The organism is Kitasatospora sp. NPDC088783, assembly GCF_044750705.1.
Lineage (GTDB): Bacteria > Actinomycetota > Actinomycetes > Streptomycetales > Streptomycetaceae > Kitasatospora > Kitasatospora fiedleri.
This window is the reverse complement of record NZ_JBIVKJ010000006.1, coordinates 246,564-265,455: the sequence shown is the minus strand read 5'-3', so window position 1 is coordinate 265,455 and position 18,892 is coordinate 246,564. Positions and strand designations below refer to the sequence as shown.

The 18,892-nt window shown below is 75.0% G+C and carries 17 protein-coding genes; 11 read left to right on the top strand and 6 right to left on the bottom strand.

Translation table 11 applies throughout. From position 1 onward, the window contains the following. The 5 genes from ACIP60_RS19335 (at nt 1) to ACIP60_RS19315 (ending at nt 6,148) form a co-directional block, all read left to right on the top strand. Nucleotides 1-1,713 carry a substrate-binding domain-containing protein gene (locus tag ACIP60_RS19335; RefSeq protein WP_400685915.1) on the top strand — a complete coding sequence of 571 codons (1,713 nt, stop codon included), beginning with the start codon at nt 1-3 and terminating at the stop codon, nt 1,711-1,713. A 238-nt stretch (nt 1,714-1,951) separates the two neighbouring features. Continuing rightward, complete coding sequence (locus ACIP60_RS19330) at nt 1,952-2,905, top strand: sortase (RefSeq protein WP_400685913.1); 954 nt, start codon at nt 1,952-1,954, stop codon at nt 2,903-2,905. Nucleotides 2,906-2,940: 35 nt separating this feature from the next. Continuing rightward, nucleotides 2,941-3,822, top strand: coding sequence for a phosphate ABC transporter ATP-binding protein (locus ACIP60_RS19325; RefSeq protein ID WP_400685911.1), 882 nt, complete (start codon nt 2,941-2,943; stop codon nt 3,820-3,822). A 165-nt stretch (nt 3,823-3,987) separates the two neighbouring features. Next, nucleotides 3,988-4,539, top strand: coding sequence for a YceI family protein (locus ACIP60_RS19320; protein WP_400685909.1), 552 nt, complete (start codon nt 3,988-3,990; stop codon nt 4,537-4,539). Nucleotides 4,540-4,699: 160 nt separating this feature from the next. Continuing rightward, the gene (locus ACIP60_RS19315) at nt 4,700-6,148 is read left to right on the top strand and encodes a dihydrolipoyl dehydrogenase family protein (protein ID WP_400685907.1); all 1,449 of its coding nucleotides are present in this window, start codon (nt 4,700-4,702) and stop codon (nt 6,146-6,148) included. Nucleotides 6,149-6,167: 19 nt separating this feature from the next. Here ACIP60_RS19315 and ACIP60_RS19310 read toward each other — a convergent pair whose 3' ends face one another. Then, nucleotides 6,168-6,851 (bottom strand): hypothetical protein, encoded by a 684-nt coding sequence (locus ACIP60_RS19310; protein ID WP_400685905.1) that lies wholly within the window; start codon nt 6,849-6,851, stop codon nt 6,168-6,170. Nucleotides 6,852-7,061: 210 nt separating this feature from the next. Between ACIP60_RS19310 and ACIP60_RS19305 the strand changes: the two genes are divergently transcribed. Continuing rightward, a complete protein-coding gene (locus ACIP60_RS19305; RefSeq protein ID WP_400685903.1) occupies nt 7,062-8,081 on the top strand; it encodes an LLM class flavin-dependent oxidoreductase in 1,020 nt (339 codons plus the stop codon). A gap of 51 nt (nt 8,082-8,132) precedes the next feature. Here the strand turns inward: ACIP60_RS19305 and ACIP60_RS19300 are convergent, their stop codons facing one another. The 4 genes from ACIP60_RS19300 to ACIP60_RS19285 all read right to left on the bottom strand — a co-directional run bounded on the left by ACIP60_RS19300 (nt 8,133) and on the right by ACIP60_RS19285 (nt 11,495). Continuing rightward, entirely contained in the window at nt 8,133-8,489 is a 357-nt protein-coding gene (locus ACIP60_RS19300; RefSeq protein ID WP_100835050.1) for a putative quinol monooxygenase, read from the bottom strand. Between the two features lie 114 nt (nt 8,490-8,603). Next, nucleotides 8,604-9,842, bottom strand: a complete 1,239-nt coding sequence (locus tag ACIP60_RS19295; RefSeq protein ID WP_400686378.1) for a 3-deoxy-7-phosphoheptulonate synthase — start codon at nt 9,840-9,842, stop codon at nt 8,604-8,606. 38 nt (nt 9,843-9,880) lie between these two features. After that, nucleotides 9,881-10,525 (bottom strand): O-methyltransferase, encoded by a 645-nt coding sequence (locus ACIP60_RS19290; RefSeq protein WP_400686375.1) that lies wholly within the window; start codon nt 10,523-10,525, stop codon nt 9,881-9,883. A gap of 241 nt (nt 10,526-10,766) precedes the next feature. After that, nucleotides 10,767-11,495, bottom strand: coding sequence for a hypothetical protein (locus tag ACIP60_RS19285; RefSeq protein ID WP_400685900.1), 729 nt, complete (start codon nt 11,493-11,495; stop codon nt 10,767-10,769). A gap of 685 nt (nt 11,496-12,180) precedes the next feature. On the opposite strand from ACIP60_RS19285, the gene ACIP60_RS19280 reads away from it, so the two are divergent. Beyond that, nucleotides 12,181-13,938 carry an AMP-binding protein gene (locus ACIP60_RS19280; protein WP_400685898.1) on the top strand — a complete coding sequence of 586 codons (1,758 nt, stop codon included), beginning with the start codon at nt 12,181-12,183 and terminating at the stop codon, nt 13,936-13,938. Nucleotides 13,939-14,045: 107 nt separating this feature from the next. Here the strand turns inward: ACIP60_RS19280 and ACIP60_RS19275 are convergent, their stop codons facing one another. Then, nucleotides 14,046-14,921: a LysR family transcriptional regulator gene (locus ACIP60_RS19275; RefSeq protein WP_111552683.1), complete on the bottom strand. Its 876-nt coding sequence runs from the start codon at nt 14,919-14,921 to the stop codon at nt 14,046-14,048. Nucleotides 14,922-15,091: 170 nt separating this feature from the next. Between ACIP60_RS19275 and ACIP60_RS19270 the strand changes: the two genes are divergently transcribed. Genes ACIP60_RS19270 through ACIP60_RS19255 form a run of 4 tightly spaced genes read left to right on the top strand, consistent with a single transcriptional unit; the run spans nt 15,092 to nt 18,747 of the window. After that, complete coding sequence (locus ACIP60_RS19270) at nt 15,092-16,504, top strand: MFS transporter (protein WP_100835046.1); 1,413 nt, start codon at nt 15,092-15,094, stop codon at nt 16,502-16,504. A gap of 52 nt (nt 16,505-16,556) precedes the next feature. Beyond that, the gene (locus ACIP60_RS19265; protein WP_400685895.1) at nt 16,557-17,165 is read left to right on the top strand and encodes a VOC family protein; all 609 of its coding nucleotides are present in this window, start codon (nt 16,557-16,559) and stop codon (nt 17,163-17,165) included. Beyond that, nucleotides 17,162-17,416, top strand: a complete 255-nt coding sequence (locus ACIP60_RS19260) for a hypothetical protein (protein WP_400685893.1) — start codon at nt 17,162-17,164, stop codon at nt 17,414-17,416. Before ACIP60_RS19265 ends, ACIP60_RS19260 begins: the two co-directional genes overlap by 4 nt. Then, nucleotides 17,413-18,747 carry an FAD-dependent oxidoreductase gene (locus ACIP60_RS19255; protein ID WP_400685891.1) on the top strand — a complete coding sequence of 445 codons (1,335 nt, stop codon included), beginning with the start codon at nt 17,413-17,415 and terminating at the stop codon, nt 18,745-18,747. The genes ACIP60_RS19260 and ACIP60_RS19255 overlap by 4 nt, the downstream gene beginning before the upstream one ends. Nucleotides 18,748-18,892: the final 145 nt, after the last annotated feature.

Here is an 18,892-nt window from a genome sequence, read left to right as displayed (position 1 = left end):
GTGCGACTCCGTCACCTGGCCTCGGCGCTGCTCACCGCCGCGCTGGCCCTGCCCACCGCGCTGCTCGGCGCGACCCCCGCGCACGCCGCGACCTCGCTGAACGCGGACGGCTCCAGCTGGGCCGGGCCGGCCATCGACCAGTGGCGGCGCGACGTCGGCCCGATGGGCATCGAGATCGACTTCAACCCGGTCGGCTCGGCCGCCGGGCGCGTCCAGTGGTCCATCGGCCAGGACGACTTCACCGCCTCCGACGTGCCGTTCCGCAGCAAGGGCGACAGCGGGGTGGACCCCGGCAAGCAGGGCAGCGGCCTGGGCGGCGCGGAGAACCCGCAGTACGGCTTCTCCTACGTCCCGATCACGGCCGGCGGCACCGCGCTGATGTACCACCTGGAGCTCGGCGGCAAGAAGATCACCGACCTGCGGCTGTCGCCCGACACCGTCGTCGGGATCTTCACCAACCGGATCACCTCCTGGGACGACCCGAAGATCACCGCCGACTACGGCAAGGCGCTGCCGAAGATCCCGATCACCCCGGTGGTGCGCTCCGACGGCTCCGGCGCCACCGCCCAGTTCACCCGCTGGATGGAGCACACCCACCAGGCCGAGTGGGACGCGTACTGCACCAAGGTCAACGGCGTCAGCTGCGGCGACTACACCGAGTTCTTCCCGCCGTCCGGCCGGATGACCGCGCAGAACGGCTCCGACGTGGTCGCCGGCTACATCCAGTCGCCGACCGGCATCGGCGCGATCGGCTACGACGAGTACGCCTTCGCCAAGCGCAGCAACTGGCCCGTCGTCAAGATGCTCAACCCGGCCGGGTACTACACCCTGCCGACCGCCTCCAACGTCGCGGTGGCGCTGACCGCCGCGAAGATCCGCGGCGTCGACGACAGCACTTCGCCCGACGACCCGGACTACCTCCAGCAGAACCTCGACGGCGTCTACAACAACGGCGACGCCCGCTCCTACCCGATCTCCTCCTACAGCTACCTGATCGTGCCCCGGGCGAACGCCTCCCGCCCGGTGCCGCCGCGCTTCAACGACGCCAAGGGCAGCGCGCTCAGCCGCTACCTCGCGTACGTGCTGTGCGCCGGACAGGGCGAGGCCGACGACCTCGGCTACTCGCCGATCCCGCGCAACCTGGTGCGCGGCGGACTGCTCCAGACCCAGCACATCCCCGGCAACGCCAGCCCCGTCGACCCGAACACCCTCACCAACTGCCCCAACCCGACGTTCAACTCCGCCGGCGAGCTGACCGTGCTCAAGAACGCCCCGCAGCCCAGCCCCTGCGACAGGAAGGGCAGCCCGCTGGACTGCACCGTGCAGAACGGCCAGCCGGTCAAGACCGGCAGCGCCAACTCCGGCTCCGGCAAAGCCGGTTCCGGCAGCGGCGGCGCCGGTGCCGGTGGGACGGGCGGCGGCACCGGCGGGACGGGCGACACCGGCGGGACGGGCACCGGCGGGGCCGAGGGCGCCCAGCCGGTGATCGACCCGCAGACCGGCGAGGTGCTCGACGCCGGCAGCGGCGGCTCCGGCACCGGCGGGGGCACCGGCGGCGCCGCGCCCGCCGCGGTGGTCGCGCTCGGCGGACGGCCGCAGGACTGGCTGCTCTCCACCCTCACCGCGCTCGAACTGCTCGGCGTGGTCGCCGTCCCCCCGCTGCTGGCCGCCTGGTGGCGCCGCCGCGACCGGTCGGCGGGCGGCAGCCGGTGAACCCCGCCACGAGGACCGCCATCCGCGCCGCGGACGCCGTACCGGTGGTGCCTGCCGTACCCGTGGGGTCCGCCGCACCGGTGGTGCCTGCCGTACCGGCTGGGTCTGCCGCGTCGGTGGTGCCTGCCGTACCGGCTGGGTCTGCCGCGCCGGTGGTGCCCGCCGCAGGTGCCGCGGTCCCCGCACGTTCCGCATCCGCCGTATCCGTCGCATCCGCCGCAGTCGAGGAGACCAGCAGATGACCGCGCCCGCCCTCGAACGGCCGTCCGCGGCCGTACCGGGACCGCTGCCCGCGTCCGCGTCCGCGCCCGCGCCCGCATCCGCGTCCGCGCCGGAGAAGAACGCCAGGGGGTCCGGCTCCGAGCCGGTCCCCGGCGGGCCCCGGTGGCGCCTGCTGCCGGCCGTCGCCCGGGCGGTGACGCTGGCGGCCGTGCTGCTGCTCGGCTTCGCGGGCTACCTCTTCGCGCTGTCCGGCCTCCAGGAGGCCCGCCACCAGTCCACCGCCTACGCGACCCTGCGCGACCGGCTGGCCAACGCCACCGCGCCGACCGGCCCCACCGAGGACGGCGCGCCGCTGGCCGTCCTCGACATCCCGGCGCTCGGCCTGCGCCAGGCCGTGGTGGTCGAGGGCACCACCGGCCGCGACCTGATGCGCGGCCCCGGGCACCGGCGCGACACCGTGCTGCCCGGACAGCCCGGCGTGGCCGTCCTGTTCGGCCGCTCCACCGCGTTCGGCGCGCCGTTCGCCGACCTCGGCCGGCTCCGGGTCGGCGACCGGATCGACGTCACCACCGGCCAGGGCAGCTTCCACTACACCGTCAACGCCCACGGCGACGGCGACCACCCGATCCAGGACGCCGCGCCCAACCGGCTGGTGCTGGTCACCGGCGACTCCGACTGGATCCCCACCAGCACCGTGCTGGTCGGCGCCCGGCTGGACGGCGACCCCGAACCGGCCGGCGCGAAGCGGCCCGCCACCACCGCCGCCGACAAGGCGCTGGCCGCCGACAAGGGCGCCCTGTCCGCGCTCCAACTCTGGTCGCTGGCCCTGCTGCTGGCCGTCGTCGCGGCCGTCGTCACGACTCGCCGCTGGCGCCGCGCCGCCGCCTACCTGTGCTTCGCGCCGGTGGTCGCCGCCCTGCTCTGGTCGGTGTACGAGAACGCCGCCGCGCTGCTCCCCAACGTCTACTGACACCCTCCGGCTTTCCGGGAAAGGACCGCCCCCCGATGACCGAGACCGCCCAACCCCCCTTCCCCGTGCAGAAGTTCGGAGACCAGGACGACCCGCCCACGGTGCCGCTGCCGCCGGTGGCCGCCGCGCCGCCGGAGCGCCCGCTGTCCGGGCTGGAGACCCGCGAGGTCACCGCCTGGTTCGGGCAGCGCAAGGTCCTCGAACGGGTCTCGTTCGCGATGCGGGCCGGTGAGATCACCGCGCTGATCGGCCCGTCCGGCTGCGGCAAGTCCACCTACCTGCGGATCCTCAACCGGATGCACGAGATGGTGCGCGGCGCCGCGCTGGCCGGGGAGGTGCTGCTCGCCGGGGAGGACGTCTACGCCCCCGGCCGCCGCCCCGCCGAGGTCCGCCGCCGGATCGGCATGGTCTTCCAGCGCCCCAACCCGTTCCCCACCATGTCGCTGTACGACAACGTGGTCAGCGGGCTCAAGCTGGCCGGCATCAGGGCGGGCCGCGAGGAGCGCGACCACCTGGTCGAGTCCAGTCTGCGGCAGGCCGGGCTCTGGGACGAGGTCAGCAGCCGCCTGGGCACCCCCGGCGGCGCGCTCTCCGGCGGCCAGCAGCAGCGCCTGTGCATCGCCCGTTCGCTCGCGGTCTCCCCGGAGATCCTGCTGATGGACGAACCCTGCTCCGCCCTCGACCCGACCTCCACCCGCCGGATCGAGGAGACCATCGCCGAACTGCGCCACCGGGTCACCATCGTCATCGTCACCCACAACATGCAGCAGGCCCAACGCGTCTCCCAGTCCTGCGCGTTCTTCCTCGCCACCCACGACACCCCCGGCCGGATCGTCGAGTCCGGCCCCACCGAACGCCTCTTCACCGACCCGGCCGACCAGCGCACCGCCGACTACGTCAACGGCCGCTTCGGCTGAGCCCGCTGACGAGCCGTCGGCGAACCTCCGGCGGTCCCTCGTCGGCCCGCCGACCGCGTGTCACGAGGAGCCGAGCCGGGCCGAACGCCTAGCGTTTGCGGGGGACCGGGGCGAGCAGCCGCCGGCCCCCCGCAAACGCACCGCCGCGAGAAGAGAGCGCAGACCATGACCGTCAGCCTGCCCGAGCTCACCGGGGACTACGTCCTCGACCCGACCCACACCCGGATCGGGTTCGTCGCCCGCCACGCCATGGTCACCAAGGTGCGCGGCGCCTTCCACCAGTTCGAGGGCAGCGCCCACCTGGACGGCGCCGACCCGGCCGAGTCCACCGGCCAGGTGGTGATCAAGACCCAGAGCATCGACACCGGCGTCGAGCAGCGCGACCAGCACCTGCGCACCAACGACTTCCTGGACGCGCCGAACTTCCCCGACATCACCTTCCGCACCACCCGGGTCGAGCAGAAGTCCGACAGCGAGTACCGGGTCACCGGCGACCTCACCATCAAGAGCACCACCAAGCCGGTCAGCATCGACTTCGACTACACCGGCAACGCCGTCGACCCCTACGGCAACCTCCGGGTCGGCCTGGAGGGCTCGGTCACCATCAGCCGCAAGGAGTTCGGCATCACCTGGAACGCCGCGCTGGAGGGCGGCGGCGTGCTGGTCGGCGACAAGGTGGTGCTGGAGTTCGACGTCTCCGCGATCAAGCAGAGCTGACGGCACCCCGGGGCCGCCCCCGCCCACCCGGACGGGGGCGGCCCCGACGTGACGTGACACCCCGCCGGGCCGGGACGGCGGACGGCCGGGTGTGGTGCACGATGGGGCTGATGTGCCGTCACCGGGCGGCGGACGAGTCGGAAAGGGCGGGTGGACGCGGATGGGTGCCGAGGGCGGCGGGCGTGACGACTACGACCTGGTGGTGATCGGGGGCGGGCCGACCGGGGAGAACCTGGCGGACCGGGCGCGCGCCGGAGGGCTGAGCGTGGCCCTGGTGGAGAGCGAACTGGTGGGCGGCGAGTGCTCGTACTGGGCGTGCATGCCGAGCAAGGCGCTGCTGCGCCCGGTCGCGGCGCTCGCCGACGCCCGGCGGGTGGCGGGCAGCCGGGAGGCCGCCGCGGGACGGCTGGACGCGGCGGCGGTGCTGGCGCGCCGGGACGGGTTCGCCTCGCACTGGCACGACGAGGGGCAGGTGGGGTGGCTGGCCTCGGCCGGGATCGACCTGGTCCGCGGGCACGGGCGGCTGGACGGCGAACGGCGGGTCACCGTGGACACGCCCGGCGGCGGGCGGCGCACCCTGACCGCCCGGCACGCCGTCGCCGTGTGCACCGGCACCCGGGCCGCGCTGCCCGACCTGCCGGGGCTGGCCGGGGCCCGGGTGTGGACCAGCCGGGAGGCCACCTCCGCGCAGGAGGTGCCCGGGCGGCTCGCGGTGGTCGGCGGCGGCGTCGTCGCGGTCGAGATGGCCACCGCCTGGCGGGCGCTGGGCAGCGAGGTGACCCTGCTGGTGCGCGGCGGCGGGCTGCTGGACCGCACCGAGGACTTCGCCGGGCAGCTGGTCTCCGACGGCCTGCGGGCCGCCGGGGTGGACGTCCGGCTCGGCGTCTCGGTCACCGCCGTGCACCGCGAGTCCGCCGGGGCCGGCGCGCTCGCCCTCGACCTGTCCGACGGCACCCGGCTGCCCGCCGACGAGGTCCTGTTCGCCACCGGCCGCCGCCCCGCCACCGCCGACCTCGGCCTCGACACCGTCGGGCTCGAACCCGGCGGCTGGATCGAGACCGACGACACCGGCCGCGCCACCGGCGTCCCGGCCGGCTGGCTGTACGCCGCGGGCGACGTCAACCACCGCGCGCTCCTCACCCACCAGGGCAAGTACCAGGGCCGGGTCTTCGGCGGCGTGATCGCCGACCGGGCCGCCGGCCGCCCCCTCGACCTCGCCCCCTGGGGCCGCTCGGTGGCCACCGCCGACCACGCCGCCGTCCCGCAGGTGGTCTTCGCCGACCCCGAGGTCGCCGCCGTCGGCCGCACCCTCCAGGAGGCCCGGGACGCCGGGCTGCGGGTGCGCGCCGTCGACTACGACCTCGGCAGCGTCTCCGGCGCCGCCCTGTACGCCGATGGCTACCGGGGCCGGGCCCGGGCCGTCGTCGACCTCGACCGCGAGGTCCTGGTCGGCGTCACCTTCGTCGGGCCCGGCGTCGCCGAACTCCTGCACTCCGCGACCGTCGCCGTCGCCGGGGAGGTCCCGCTCGCCCGGCTCTGGCACGCCGTGCCCGCCTACCCGACCATCAGCGAGGTCTGGCTCCGGCTGCTGGAGACCTACCGGGGCTGACCGGCCCGGCGGCGGGGCGTCAGCCGCGCAGTCTCCCGGCGGCCAGCCTGCCGAGGGACTGCTCGGCGGCGGCCTCGGCGGGCGCGTCGGCGGCGCCGGTCCCGGCGCGGTCGGCGACCGCCTCGATCGCGTAGTGCGAGGCGCCGACGGTGAAGAGGAGCTCCGGGTCGCCGCCGTCCTCGGCGCGGGTCAGCAGCACCGCGCCGTCACCGACGCCGGGGACGGCCACCGAGGTGAAGGCCGGGTCCGCGGTGGTCCGGGCGAAGACCGCGTCGTCGACCAGCCGCAGCGACAGGTACGAGCGGCGCGAGCCCCAGGTGCACGACCACGGGCGCTCCGTGGACGGGCCCTCCGCGAGCAGCCGGGAGCCGCCGCCCATCGCCGCGCTGACCTGCTCGTCCGTCCACACCGTGCAGGGGTCGGCCGGGCGGCCCGCCGGCCCGGCCGCGGACGGGTCGCCGCTGACGGTGACGGTGACGCTGACCGAGCCGGGAACGGAGGCGGTCGGGGAGGCGGAGGCGGCGGAGGTCGGGGAGACGGCGGAGGTCGGGGCCGGGGCCGGGGCCGGGGCCGCGGCGTCCGGGCTGCCGCCCGAGGAGCCGCAGCCCGCCGCGGCCAGCGCCACGGCCGCCACCAGCAGGGCGCGCCGCCCGCGGGGGAGCGGACCGGCGAACACGGGGACGGGGAACACCCTGGCGAACATCGTCGTCCCTCCCGGAGCACCCGACGTCCGGCGCGTCCGGTGGCAGCAGCCACCGTAGCCGGGCCGGACGGCGGGCCGGGACGGAACCGGGGAACCGGCGGTGTTGCGGGAGCGTGACGCCAGGTCACAATCCCGGCCGACGGTTGATCATCCCGGCCCCGGTGTGTGAGCGTGGCGGGACGGAGACCGAACGGACCGAGGAGGAACCCGGTGCCCACCCCCGACCGGCCGCTGCGCTCGCTGGGATTCCTGACCATCGGCCTGTTCGACGAGCACGACCCGGCGGGCGGCCACGAGGCCACCCTGCGGCTGATCGAACTCGGCGAGCAACTCGGCTTCGACAGCGCCTGGTTGCGCCACCGGCACCTCCAGTACGGCATCTCCTCGCCGCTGACGGTGCTCGCCGCCGCCAGCCAGCGCACCCGCCGGATCGCCCTCGGCACCGCCGTCACCCCGCTCGGCTGGGAGAACCCGCTGCGCTACGCGGAGGACCTGGCGACGGTCGACGTGCTGTCCGGCGGACGGCTCAACCCCGGCGTCAGCGTCGGCGTGCCGATCCACTACGAGGAGGTCAAGGACGCGCTGTACCCGGACACCGCCGACCGCGAAGACTTCGGCTACGGGCGGGTCGAGCGGCTGCTCGGCCTGCTGCGCGGGGAGCGGGCCAGCAGCTTCCGCGGCACCGAGGGCATCGAGGCGTACTCCGAGCGCGTCCAGCCGCACGTGCCCGGCCTGGCCGGGCGGGTCTGGTACGGCGGCGGCAGCCTGCGCTCGGTGCGCTGGGCCGGCGAGCACGGGCTGAACCTGCTCACCAGCAGCGTGGTGCGGGCCGAGGAGAGCGAGGACTTCGAGGCCAACCAGCTCGCCCTGATCCGGGCGTTCCGCGCCGCCCACCCCGCGGGCGAGGCGGCCCGGGTCTCGCACGGACTGGTGGTCGTCCCCACCGACGGCGCCACCCCCGAACAGCGCGCCAAGTACGAGGCGTACGCCGCGTCCCGGCTCGCCCGCACCCGCGCCCCGCAGGGCCCCGGCCGGCTGCTGTTCGCCCCCGACCTGGTCGGCACCAGCGAGCAGCTCGCCGAACGGCTGTACGCGCACGCCGCGTTCCGGGAGAGCGACGAGGTCGCGTTCGCGCTCCCGTTCACCTTCGCGCCGGAGGACTACACCCAGATCCTCACCGACCTCGCCACCCGGCTCGGCCCGCTGCTCGGCTGGAGCCCGGCCCGCTGACGGGGGGTCAGCGGGCCGGGCGGCCGGGGTCGGTCCGGGTCCGGTCCGGGGTCAGCCCTGCTCGGCGTCGGCCGGGGCCGGGTCCGGGTGGTGCAGGGAGTAGACGGTGTAGGCGTGCGGGTCCGGCTTGGCCAGCTCGGCCGCGCGGTCCCGGACCCGCTGGATGTCGGGGTCGCCCATGGCGGCCTTGATGCCGTCCTTGTGGCTCCACTGCGCGACGTAGAGCAGCCGCTTGCCGTCCCGGCTGGTGAGGATGTTCACCGACAGGCAGCCCGGCCGGTTGCGGATGTACTTCTCGGCGCCCTCGCTCATCACCTCGGCGAGTTCCTTCTGGTTCTCCGGCTCGACGTCGAAGACGTTGATCATGAAGATGGCGCCGTCGTCGGTGCGCAGGATGGTCTCGCTCATCAGGATCGTTCCCTTTCCCTCGGGTTCGGTTCATTCACTGGTGGACAGTGGTGGGCGGTGGTGGACATCGGTGGGCGGTGGCGGACGTCGGAGGGCACCGGCGGTCACCGGCGGTCACCGGTGGGCGGTGAGCGGCCCGGGCGGGCCCGCCCAGGCGCGGGCCACCTCGACGGCCTGGGCCGGGTTGAGGCGGGGGTCGCAGTGCGAGGCGGTGCCGGGCGGCGCGGTGCCGGGCCCGGTGCCGAGCTCCGCCGGGTCGGCCCAGACGCACTCGGCGACCTCGTGCGGGGTGGTCTCCAGGTGCAGGCCCGCCGGGATGCCGCCCGCCGCGGCGACCGCCTCCTGGAAGGCGTGCACCTCGGCGACCAGCGTCCGCACCGAGCGGACCTTGACCCCGTTGGGTGCCTTGACGGTGTTGCCGTGCATCGGGTCGCACAGCCACACCACCCGGTGGCCGGCCCGCTGGACGGCGGCCACCAGCGGCGGCAGCGCGGCGGCCACCGCGGCCGCGCCCATCCGGACGATCAGCGTCAGCCGGCCCGGCTCGCGGCCGGGGTCCAGGCGGTCGCAGAGCGCGAGCAGGTCCTGCGGGCGGGTGGTCGGCCCGATCTTGCAGGCGACCGGGTTGGCGACCTGGGCCAGCATCATCGCGTGCGGGCCGTCCGGGTTCCTGGTCCGCTCGCCGATCCACGGCAGGTGGGTGGAGGTCAGCAGGATGTCGTCGGTGGCGGTCCGGCGCAGCAGCGGCAGCTCGTAGTCCAGGACCAGTGCCTCGTGGCTGGTCCACACCGGGGCCCCGGCGGGCAGCCCCCAGGCGCCGCCGCGCTGGCGCAGGCAGGCCACGGCGGAGCGGGCCGCGTGGTAGCAGTCGACCATCCGCCCCGGGTCGGCCCGCCGGGCGGCCGCGGTGGGCTCCGGCGCGTTCACCAGGTGGCCGCGGTAGACCGGCAGTTCGAGGCCGTCGACGGTCTCGGTCGGGGCGCTGCGCGGCTTGGCGAACTGCCCGGCGATCCGGCCGATCCGCAGCACCGGCCGGCCGGTGCCGGTGGTCATCACGCCCGCCAGCGCGTCCAGCAGCGCGGCCTTGCGGACCACGGTGGACGGCTCGCACTCCTGCGGGTCCTCCGCGCAGTCCCCGGCCTGGACGACCTGGTACTGGCCGGCCGCGGCCTCCGCGAGCAGGGTCCGCAGGTGGCGGACCTCGGCCCAGGTGACCAGGCCGGGCAGCCGGGCCAGTTCGGCGCGGGCGGCGGCGGCCCGGACGGGGTCGCTCCAGTCGGGCTGCTGCTCGGCGGTGGCGGCCTGCCGGGTCCACTCCTCGTCGAGGTCGGTGAACGGCCGCTCGGCGGGCAGCAGGTGCTGCGGCGGGTGGCCGGGGCGGGCGGTGCCGGTCACCGCGGGCCCTCGTTCCACGGGCCGCGGGAGGCGCGCTCGCCGGGGGCCAGCCGCCGGGCCGCGGTCAGCCCGTCGGCGATCGGCAGCATGACCAGCTCGACCCGCTCGTCGCGCCGGGCGTGCTCGTTGAACGCCCGGACGGCGGCCGGCTTGGGGCCCGGGTCCTCCTCGATCACCTGGCCGCTGAACAGCGTGTTGTCGACCAGCAGCAGGCCGCCGGGGCGCAGCCGGGGCACCAGTTCCTCCCAGTAGCCGACGTAGCCGGGCTTGTCCGCGTCGATGAAGGCCAGGTCGAGGTGGGGCTCGGCGGGCAGCGCGCGCAGCGTCTGCAGCGCGTCGCCCAGCCGCAGCTCGATCCGGTCGGCCACGCCGTCGCGGACCCAGAACTCGCGGGCCAGCTCGGTCCACTCGGCCGAGACGTCGAAGGTGATCAGCGAGCCGTCGGCGGGCAGGCCGCGGGCCAGGCAGAGCGAGGAGTAGCCGGTGAAGGTGCCGACCTCGACGATCCGGCGGGCGCCCAGCAGCCGGACCAGGAAGGTCAGCAGCGCGCCCTCCTCGGGGGCGACGGACATGTGCGCCTGGTCGGGGATCGCCGCGTGGGTCCGCTCGATCAGCTCGGCCAGCAGCGGGTCCGGCGTCATCCGGCCCTGGGCCAGGAGGTAGTCGTGCAGCTCGGGCGTGAGGGCCACGCCTCGGGGGGTGAGTGTGTCGTTGCGCAGCACAGGATTCTCCCGAGTGAGGTGGGGCGGTGGGCGGAGCGGGCTGAGCGGGCGGAGCGGTCGAGCCGGCCGAGCGGTCCGGCCCGGACGGGACGGCGCGGTGCAGGGTGGTGCGGTGCAGAGTGGCGCGGGACAGTGTGGTGCGGTGCGGTGCGGGCGGGTCTCAGACGGAGCGGGCCGGCGGGGCGGCGAGCACCGGGTCGACGGGGTGCCAGGCGGCGTAGGCGTGCCGGACCGCCGCGGTCTGTTCGGGCAGTCCGGCGATGAACGCGGTCAGGTCGCCGGGACAGTGCAGCTCGAACCGGCGGCGCAGCCCCGGGTGGTCGTGCTCGCGGACGAAGTACATGACGGTCGAGCCGTCGGGGCCGCCCTCGTGGGGGTTGTGCCCGCCCCCCTCGGTGAGCAGCCCGGCCTCGACCCGCCAGGAGGCGACCAGCCGGGTCAGCAGCCCGGTGCTGGGGCGGGCCACCACGAACGCGGTGTGCTGCTCGAAGCCGTTGACCACCTCGGCCTCCTCGACCTGCGGGGCGTACGCCCGGCTGTCGCGCGGGAAGAGGAACACCTCCACGGCGGCGTGGCGGCGCCCGTTGGGCAGGCCGAGCCGCAGCCGGGTGATCCGGACGTCGCAGTCGGCGGGGTCGAGCCCGTGGCGCTCGGCCAGCCGGCGGCGCACCACCGTGCTGGGCACCACGGGCGACGGCGCGAGGCCGAGCTGCTGGAGCCCGTGCAGGCCCTCGTCCAGGGTGCGGGGGAACAGCAGCAGGCCGCAGTGGTCGAACACGCAGTGCTGCTCGGTCAGCGCGGCGGCGTCGCCGCCGGCCGGGACGGGGGCCAGCAGGGACGAGGCGACCGCCGCGGAGGCGAGCCGGGCGCTGCGGACGACGTCGTCCAACTGGCGCAGCCCGGCCGCCGAGAAGACCTCGGACCCGGGGCGCGTCCCGGCCCCGGAAAAGCCACCGGTCTCCGGAATTCCGTGGACCGACCCCGGCTCTGCATTCGCTTTCTCGAAACGTCGTGCAATCGACATCGATACCTCCTGCAACGGGGACGACCGGAATTCTGTAGTGGCCGCGGACCGTTCGGCAAGCCTTTCCAGGGCCGATCGGGCCGGACCGGCCGGCCGAAGTGGCCGGATTCCCACCGGTCCGGCCCCGTGGCCTGGGCAAACGGGCGGATTCGGTTTTCTCGATGGTGTCCATCGGCCCGGCCGAACGGTTTTCCGGCGTGTTGCGCCCCCACCCCGAGCCCGTCCGGAAGCGGCCGGCCCGCGCCCCCCGATTGATTGTTCTTAACGCGTGCCGCCTGGTCCGTGCCCCTTTTGGGCACCGCCGGGGCCCTTCGACCGGTGCCGCCGATGGATCACATCGGAACGGCCGAAGCTTCCGGGGCGAATCCGCCGGACCGCGGTGGGCGCCACCGCCCGGGCGGTCCGGATATAAGGGCTCCTTATTCGGACCGACCGGTCCGGGTGAATTGGAATCCCTTATCGGGGCGCCCTGGACGGGCGGTCGGCGGCATGAGCAGAATCCCGGTCGGAAAGCACCGGATGTTTGCGCCGACGCCGATGGAGGACCTCCGTGAAAGCTCCCCCCGAGGAATCGACAACGGTCTCCCCGGTCTCCCGCACCTTCGGCGAAGCCCTGGAGCGGGCCGCCGACCGCCGCCCGGGGCCGGCCGTCCTGGACGGCGACCGCTGGTACAGCTGGCAGGACTGCCTGCGCCAGGCCGAACGGACCGCCGCCGCCCTGCACCGGCGGGGACTGCGGGCCGGCGAGGTACTGGCGGCCCAACTGCCCAACGGCTGGGAGCTGGTGGTCCTGCACGCGGCCACCGCCCGGCTCGGCGTCCTGCTGCTGCCGCTGCACTCCGGGTACGGCGCGCACGAGGTCCGCTCGCTGCTCGAACAGTCCCAGGCGAGCGCGCTGGTGGCCCGGGACTCCTACCGCGGCCGGGACCGGACCGCGGAGATCCGCGCCCTGCGCGAGCACCTCCCCGCGCTGCGGGAGGTCTGGGTCTCCGGCGGCGCCGTGCCCCGGTCGGCGGACGGCCCGGACGGGCTGCGCAGCTCGGCCGAACTGCTGGACGGGGCGCCGGAGTCGACCGGCGACCTGCCCGAGCCCCCGCGCGACCCGGACGCGCCGCTGATGCTGCTCGCCTCCTCCGGGACCACCTCCCGGCGCCCCAAGCTCTGCGTCCACAGCCACGCCGGACTGCTCGGCAACGCCGCGGCCGTGGCGGCCGACGGCGGCCTCGGCGCCGGGGACACCGTGGTCTCGGCCAGCCCGCTCAGCCACGCCTTCGGCATGCTCTCGGTGCACCTGGCACTGGTCGGCGCGGGCGCGGTCGGGCTCTTCGAGAGCTGGGAGCCGCGCCGCTTCCTGGCCGCGCTGCGCACCGCCGGCGCCACCGCCGCGTTCGCCGTACCGGCCCAACTGCGGGACCTGATGGCCCTGTTGGAGCAGGAGGCGGCGGCCGGGCCGGAGCGTCCGGTCGCCGGGCTGCGGGAGGTCCGCACCGGCGGCGCGCCGGTGCCCCGGGAACTGGCCGAGGGCGTGCGCCGACGGCTGGGCGCCCGGCTGATCGTCCAGTGGGGGATGACCGAGGTGGGCGCGGGCACCTTCACCCGCCCCGGCGACCCGCCCGAGGCGGCGGCCACCATCGGCCGCCCGGTGTCCGGCGGCGAGGTCCGGGTGGTGGACGCCGCGGGCGTCCCGGCCGCCTCCGGCGAGACCGGGGAGCTCCAGTACCGCAGCCCGTACCTGTTCCGCGGCTACCTGCACGCGCCGGAGCTGACCCGGGCCGCGTTCACGGCGGACGGCTGGCTGCGCTCCGGCGACCTGGCCGCCCTCCACCCCGACGGCTCGGTCGGCTACCGGGGGCGCGGCGACGAGCTGATCAACCGGGGCGGGCTCAAGTTCAGCGCCCTGGAGGTGGAGGAACTCCTCAACGACCTGCCGCAGTTGGCCCAGCACGCGGTGGTGGCGCGGCCCGACCCGCGGCTGGGCCAGCGCTCCTGCCTGCTGGTCGCCCTGCGCGAGGGCGCCCGGCTGACCCTCGACGAGGTGACCGGGCACCTGTCCGGCAAGGGCCTGGCCACCTACAAGCTGCCCGAGCAGCTGGTCGTGGTCGACCGGCTGCCGACCACCGTCACCGGCAAGATCGCCCGGGCCCGGCTGAAGGAGATCCCGCTGGACCCGCCGCCCGCGGCGGACCCCGCGCAGCCGACGGTCCCGCCGGTCCCGCCGCTTCCCGTGCAGCCGTCGGCCCCGGCGGCCCCGTTCGTGCCCCGCCCCCGGGACGGGCAGCGGCGGGCGGACCTGGACACGGCCCGATGAGCCCCCGGACCCGTCTCCCCGTCAGCCTCCCGGTCGGCCTCCCGGTCGGCCGTCCGGCGAACGGCTCCGGGGCTGGCTCCGCGAACGGCTCCGCGAACGGCCCGCGCTCAGCCCGCCAGCTGCTTGCGGATCGCGGTCTGGAAGCCGATCAGGCTCGGGTTGGCCGAGTTGCGGTCCAGCCAGGTCATGGTGATCGCCGTCCGCAGTTCGCTGCCGCCGATCTCCACCACCGCCACCTCGCCCCGGTCGGCCTGGTTGCGGACCGAGACCAGCGGCAGCAGCGCGCAGCCCATCCCGGCCGAGACGCAGGCGCCGAGCGTGCCGATGCTGTCCACCTCGGCGACCGGCTCCTTGCCGCCGGCGCCCCCGAACGCGCCGTCGTACATCTCCCGGAACCCGCAGCCCTGCTGGGTGGCCAGGAACGGCTCGGCGGCCAGCTCCGCCAGGTCGGCCCGGCCGCGGGCGGCCAGCGGGTGCCCGGGCGGCACGATGATCACCAGGGGCTCCTCGGCCAGCGTCTCCGCGCGCAGGCCGCTGTCCTCCGGCGGCGTGCCGAAGGTCAGGCAGAGGTCGAGGTCGCCGCGGCGCACCGACTGGTAGAGCTCGCCGCGGTTGAACTGGGAGACCCGGACCCTGGTCTGCGGGTACAGCTCGCGGTAGTACGAGAGCACCTCGGGCAGCAGGTACAGGCCCAGGGTCTCCAGGGCGCCGAGGGCCAGCTCCGTGGTGGGCCGGGAGACCGCGAACCGGGCCTCCTCGATCAGCTTGAGGATCCGGTCGGTGTAGGAGGAGAGCACCTCGCCCTGCGGGGTCAGCCGGATCCTGCGCTGCGAGCGGTTGATCAGTTCGACGCCCAACTCGCGTTCCAATGACTGGATCTGATCGCTCACGCTGGACTGGGCGTAGTGCAACTCGCGCGCCGCCTGTGTCACGCTGAGCGTCCGGGCAACCACCTCGAACGTGCGAAGGTGTCGTAACTCCATGATGGTGGTACCCCTCTGACGATCTATCGGCTGGGCCGATTGTATCCATAGGCCATTCCCGTCGTCAGTACCGTCAACTCCCCTTCCGGGTCCGGAAGAATGGCACTTCCCGCCTCCGACCAACCGATGATCCGGGGGCGAGGCATGCCATTCTTGAACGAGGAGCACACATGGCTACCCAGGCCGGCGTCCAGGCCGCCGTCACTCCCACCGGCCCCGAAGGACCACCCCGCACCCTGCTGATCGGGCTCTCGCTCGGCTACTTCATGGTGCTGCTGGACATGACCATCGTCTCGGTGGCCCTGCCGGCGATGGCCGACTACCTCCACGTGGGCCTGAGCGGCCTGCAGTGGGTCACCAACGGCTACACCATCACCTTCGCCGCCCTGCTGCTCACCGCGGGCTGGCTCTCCGACCGCTTCGGCGGGCGCCGGGTCTTCGTCTGGGGCCTGGTCGCGTTCGGCGTGCTGTCCGGCGTCTCGGCGCTGGCCACCACCCTGCCGGTGCTGGTCGCGCTGCGGCTGGCGCTGGGCGCGGCGGGCGCGCTGCTGCTGCCCTCCTCGCTCGCGGTGATCACCAACGCCTACACCGACCCCGCGCTGCGGGCCCGGGCGGTGGGCTCCTGGGCCGCGATCACCGGCGCGGCGCTGGCCGCCGGACCGGTGGTCGGCGGCGTGCTGACCGACACCGTCGGCTGGCGCGCGATCTTCCTGATCAACGTCCCGCTGGCGGTGATCAGCCTGGTCATCACGCTCCGGCTGGCCCCGGAGACCGCCCGCAAGCAGCGCAGCGGCCTCGACCTGCCCGGCCAGATCAGCTCCGTGGTCGCCCTGGCGGCCCTGGTGTACGCGCTGATCGAGGGCCCGGACAAGGGCTGGGGCGCCCCCGGGGTGCTGGTCGCCTTCGGGCTCACCGTGCTCGGCGCGATCGTCTTCCTCGCCGCCGAGCTGCGGGCCGGGGACGCGGCCATGGTCCCGCTGCGGATGTTCCGCAGCCCGGGCTTCTCGCCCGCGGTCGCGGCGGGCCTGCTGGCCAACTTCGGCCTCTCCGGCCTGCTGTTCGTGCTGTCGCTGTTCTTCCAGGACGGCCGCGGCTACTCCCCGGTGGTCGCCGGCCTGGTCTTCCTGCCGCTGACCCTGCCGACCGCCTTCAACCCGATCTACACCGGCCGGCTGGTCGGCCGGATCGGGCCGCGCAAGCCCGCCACCATCGGTTTCAGCCTGATGGGCGTCGGCGCGCTGCTCCAGGCGCCGTTCACCGACGACTCGGCGCTCGCCCTGGTGGCGACCGTGGTGGGCCTGCTGGCCTTCGGCTTCGGCGTCTCCTTCGCCCTGCCCGCGCTGGTCGCCGGCATGGCGAGCACCGTCCCCGCCGAGTTCGCCGGCATGGGCGCCGGCGTCCTCAACTCGGCCCGCCAGGTCGGCGCCTCGCTCGGCGTCGCCGTCCTCGGCGTGATCCTCAACCTGTCCTCGTCCAGCGCCGACGGCACCCGTTGGGCGCTGATCGTGGGCGGACTGGTCCTGCTGCTCGGGGCCGTCGTCACCAGTACCGGACTGCGCGGGAAGGCACCCGCCAAGTCCTGACCCACCCCCGAGCGCGCGCCCGGTTCCGCCCTACCCGTCTCCAGGAGGAACATTGGCTACCGCACCACCGCCCATCCGGCCGCCGGCCCCGTCCCAGGGGCTGAGCGTCGACGGGGTCGACCACCTGGCCTTCGTCACCTGGCGACCGCGCGAGACGTACGAGTTCTACACCCGGGCCCTCGGCATGCCGCTGGTGCACGCCATCACGGCCACCGGGTGGGTCACCGACGACTACCCGGACTTCGTGCACTTCTTCTTCGACATGGGCCGGGGCAACCGGATCGCGTTCTTCTACTACTTCGACCTGCCCGAGGAGGCGCCCCCCAGCGACCTCATGCACCGCTCGCGGCACGTCGCCTTCCACGTCGAGACCGAGGAGGAACTGCTGGCCTGGCGCGACCGGTTGAAGGCCCACGGAGTACGGGTCACCACGCCGCTCGCCCACGAGCTGATCGAGTCGATCTACTTCGACGACCCCAACGGTCTCCAACTGGAGATCACCCGGCCGCTGCGCGAGATGTCGGGGATCGACGCCCGCGACGCCGAACTGACGCTCCAGGCGCTGATCGACGTCACGGGCGCGCCCCGGCCCTCGGTGCAGGCGATGTGGCAGCGCAAGGCGGAACTCATCCGGAAGAACCTGGAGGTGCCCGCGCCATGACGCTCGCCCTGTACGTACTCGACGTGCCGGAGTTCGAAACGGTGGTGGCCGCCGCCCGCCAGGCGGGCATGGACGCCCGGTCCGCCGGCGACTACCTCGAACTGACCTCGCCCACCGACGAGGTGGTGCTGCGCCGCGAGGGCACCGGCATCCGCACCGCGCTCTGGCACGCCGCCCTGACCGGCGGCCTCGCCGGCCGCATCGTCCTCTTCACCGCCGACACGCTCCACCTGACGGGGGACGGCCGATGAGCAGCGAGCCGACGAGCAGCCGGCCGACGAGCAGCGAGCCGATCGGCGACCGGCCGACCGGAGACGGGCCGACGAGCAGTCAGGAGCACCCCGTGGACCGCGCCGCCGACCGCCGCACCACCCGCCACCCCGTCCTGGTGGTCGGCGCGGGCCCGGCCGGGCTCGCCGCGGCGCTCGCGCTGCGCGCCGCCGGGATGCCCGCCGTCGTCCTGGAACGGCGCACCGCCGAGACCGTCCGGCCCGGCAGCCGCGCCGCGTACGTCCACGGCGCCTCGCTGCGCGAACTGGAGCGGCTCAGCCCCGGACTCGGGCAGCGGGTGGCCGGCCGCGGCGTGATGTGGGCCACCAAGCGCTCCTTCTGGGCCGGGCACGAGATCTACACCCGCACCTACCCCCGCTTCGCCAAGGACGGCCTGCCCCCGTTCACCAGCCTGCCCCAGGTGGACACCGAGGACCTGATGGCCGCGGCCTGCCGCGAGCACGGCGTCGAGTTCCACCACGGCGTCGAGGTGAAGTCCGCCGAGACCACCCCCGACGGCGTCCGGCTGGTCGACTCCACCGGGCGGGCCTGGGAGGCCGACTACGTCATCGCGGCCGACGGCGCCCGCTCGCCGCTGCGCGACGCGATCGGCGTCCCGCTGGAGGGCCCGCGCTCGCGCAACACCTTCGTGGTGGTCGACCTCAAGGACGACCCGGCCCACCCGGTGCCGATCGAGCGGGTCTTCCACTACAAGCACCCCAAGGCCGGCGGCCGGAACGTGCTGATCGTCCCGTTCGCGGGCGGCTGGCGGGTCGACCTCAACCTGGCGGTCGACGACGACCCGGAGCGCTTCGTCTCCCCCGAGGGGCTGAGCCGCTGGATCTCCCGGGTGATGCCCGCCGCGTACGGGGAGCGGGTCAGCTGGGTGTCGACCTACAAGTTCGCCCAGCAGGTGGCCACCGAGTTCACCGACACCCACCACCGGGTGCTGCTGACCGGCGAGGCGTCCCACCTGTTCGCCCCGTTCGGCGCGCGCGGCATGAACTCCAGCATCCCGGACGCGGTCCGGGCGGTGGAGGCGGTGCACGACGCGCTGTCGGCCGACGGGCGGGCCGCGGCCACCGCGCAGATCGCCCGGTTCGCCGCCGAGCGCAAGGAGGCGGCGCTGTACAACCGGGGCTGCGCCAGCACCGCGCTGGAGCACATGGTGGCGCAGCGGCCCGCGGTCCGGCTGCGGCGGCGGATGGCCGTCGCGGTGGCGCTGGCCGGGCAGAAGGCGGGCGCCTGGCTGGACTCGGCGCCGTACGGGCCGAAGCTGGCCGCCAAGGGGGCCGCCCGCAACAACTACTGACGGACCGTCCGGTCCCGCCCCTCCGCCCCTCCGCCCGTCCGTCCGGGTGCCCCTCCGCCCGTCCGTCCGGGTGCCCGTCCGCCCGTCCGCCTGTCCGCCCGGGTGGGGGCGGGGGCGGGACGGTCGGCCGGGGCGGGTTCCCGCT

What these genes read in the sequence shown, in the direction of transcription:
- ACIP60_RS19315 (WP_400685907.1), top strand. Translation starts at nt 4,700, where the DNA reads ATGGGTGCCGAGGGCGGCGGGCGTGACGACTACGACCTGGTGGTGATC.
- ACIP60_RS19320 (WP_400685909.1), top strand. Translation starts at nt 3,988, where the DNA reads ATGACCGTCAGCCTGCCCGAGCTCACCGGGGACTACGTCCTCGACCCG.
- ACIP60_RS19300 (WP_100835050.1), bottom strand. Translation starts at nt 8,489, where the DNA reads ATGAGCGAGACCATCCTGCGCACCGACGACGGCGCCATCTTCATGATC.
- ACIP60_RS19255 (WP_400685891.1), top strand. Translation starts at nt 17,413, where the DNA reads ATGAGCAGCGAGCCGACGAGCAGCCGGCCGACGAGCAGCGAGCCGATC.
- ACIP60_RS19270 (WP_100835046.1), top strand. Translation starts at nt 15,092, where the DNA reads ATGGCTACCCAGGCCGGCGTCCAGGCCGCCGTCACTCCCACCGGCCCC.
- ACIP60_RS19325 (WP_400685911.1), top strand. Translation starts at nt 2,941, where the DNA reads ATGACCGAGACCGCCCAACCCCCCTTCCCCGTGCAGAAGTTCGGAGAC.
- ACIP60_RS19275 (WP_111552683.1), bottom strand. Translation starts at nt 14,921, where the DNA reads ATGGAGTTACGACACCTTCGCACGTTCGAGGTGGTTGCCCGGACGCTC.
- ACIP60_RS19310 (WP_400685905.1), bottom strand. Translation starts at nt 6,851, where the DNA reads ATGTTCGCCAGGGTGTTCCCCGTCCCCGTGTTCGCCGGTCCGCTCCCC.
- ACIP60_RS19260 (WP_400685893.1), top strand. Translation starts at nt 17,162, where the DNA reads ATGACGCTCGCCCTGTACGTACTCGACGTGCCGGAGTTCGAAACGGTG.
- ACIP60_RS19330 (WP_400685913.1), top strand. Translation starts at nt 1,952, where the DNA reads ATGACCGCGCCCGCCCTCGAACGGCCGTCCGCGGCCGTACCGGGACCG.
- ACIP60_RS19290 (WP_400686375.1), bottom strand. Translation starts at nt 10,525, where the DNA reads ATGACGCCGGACCCGCTGCTGGCCGAGCTGATCGAGCGGACCCACGCG.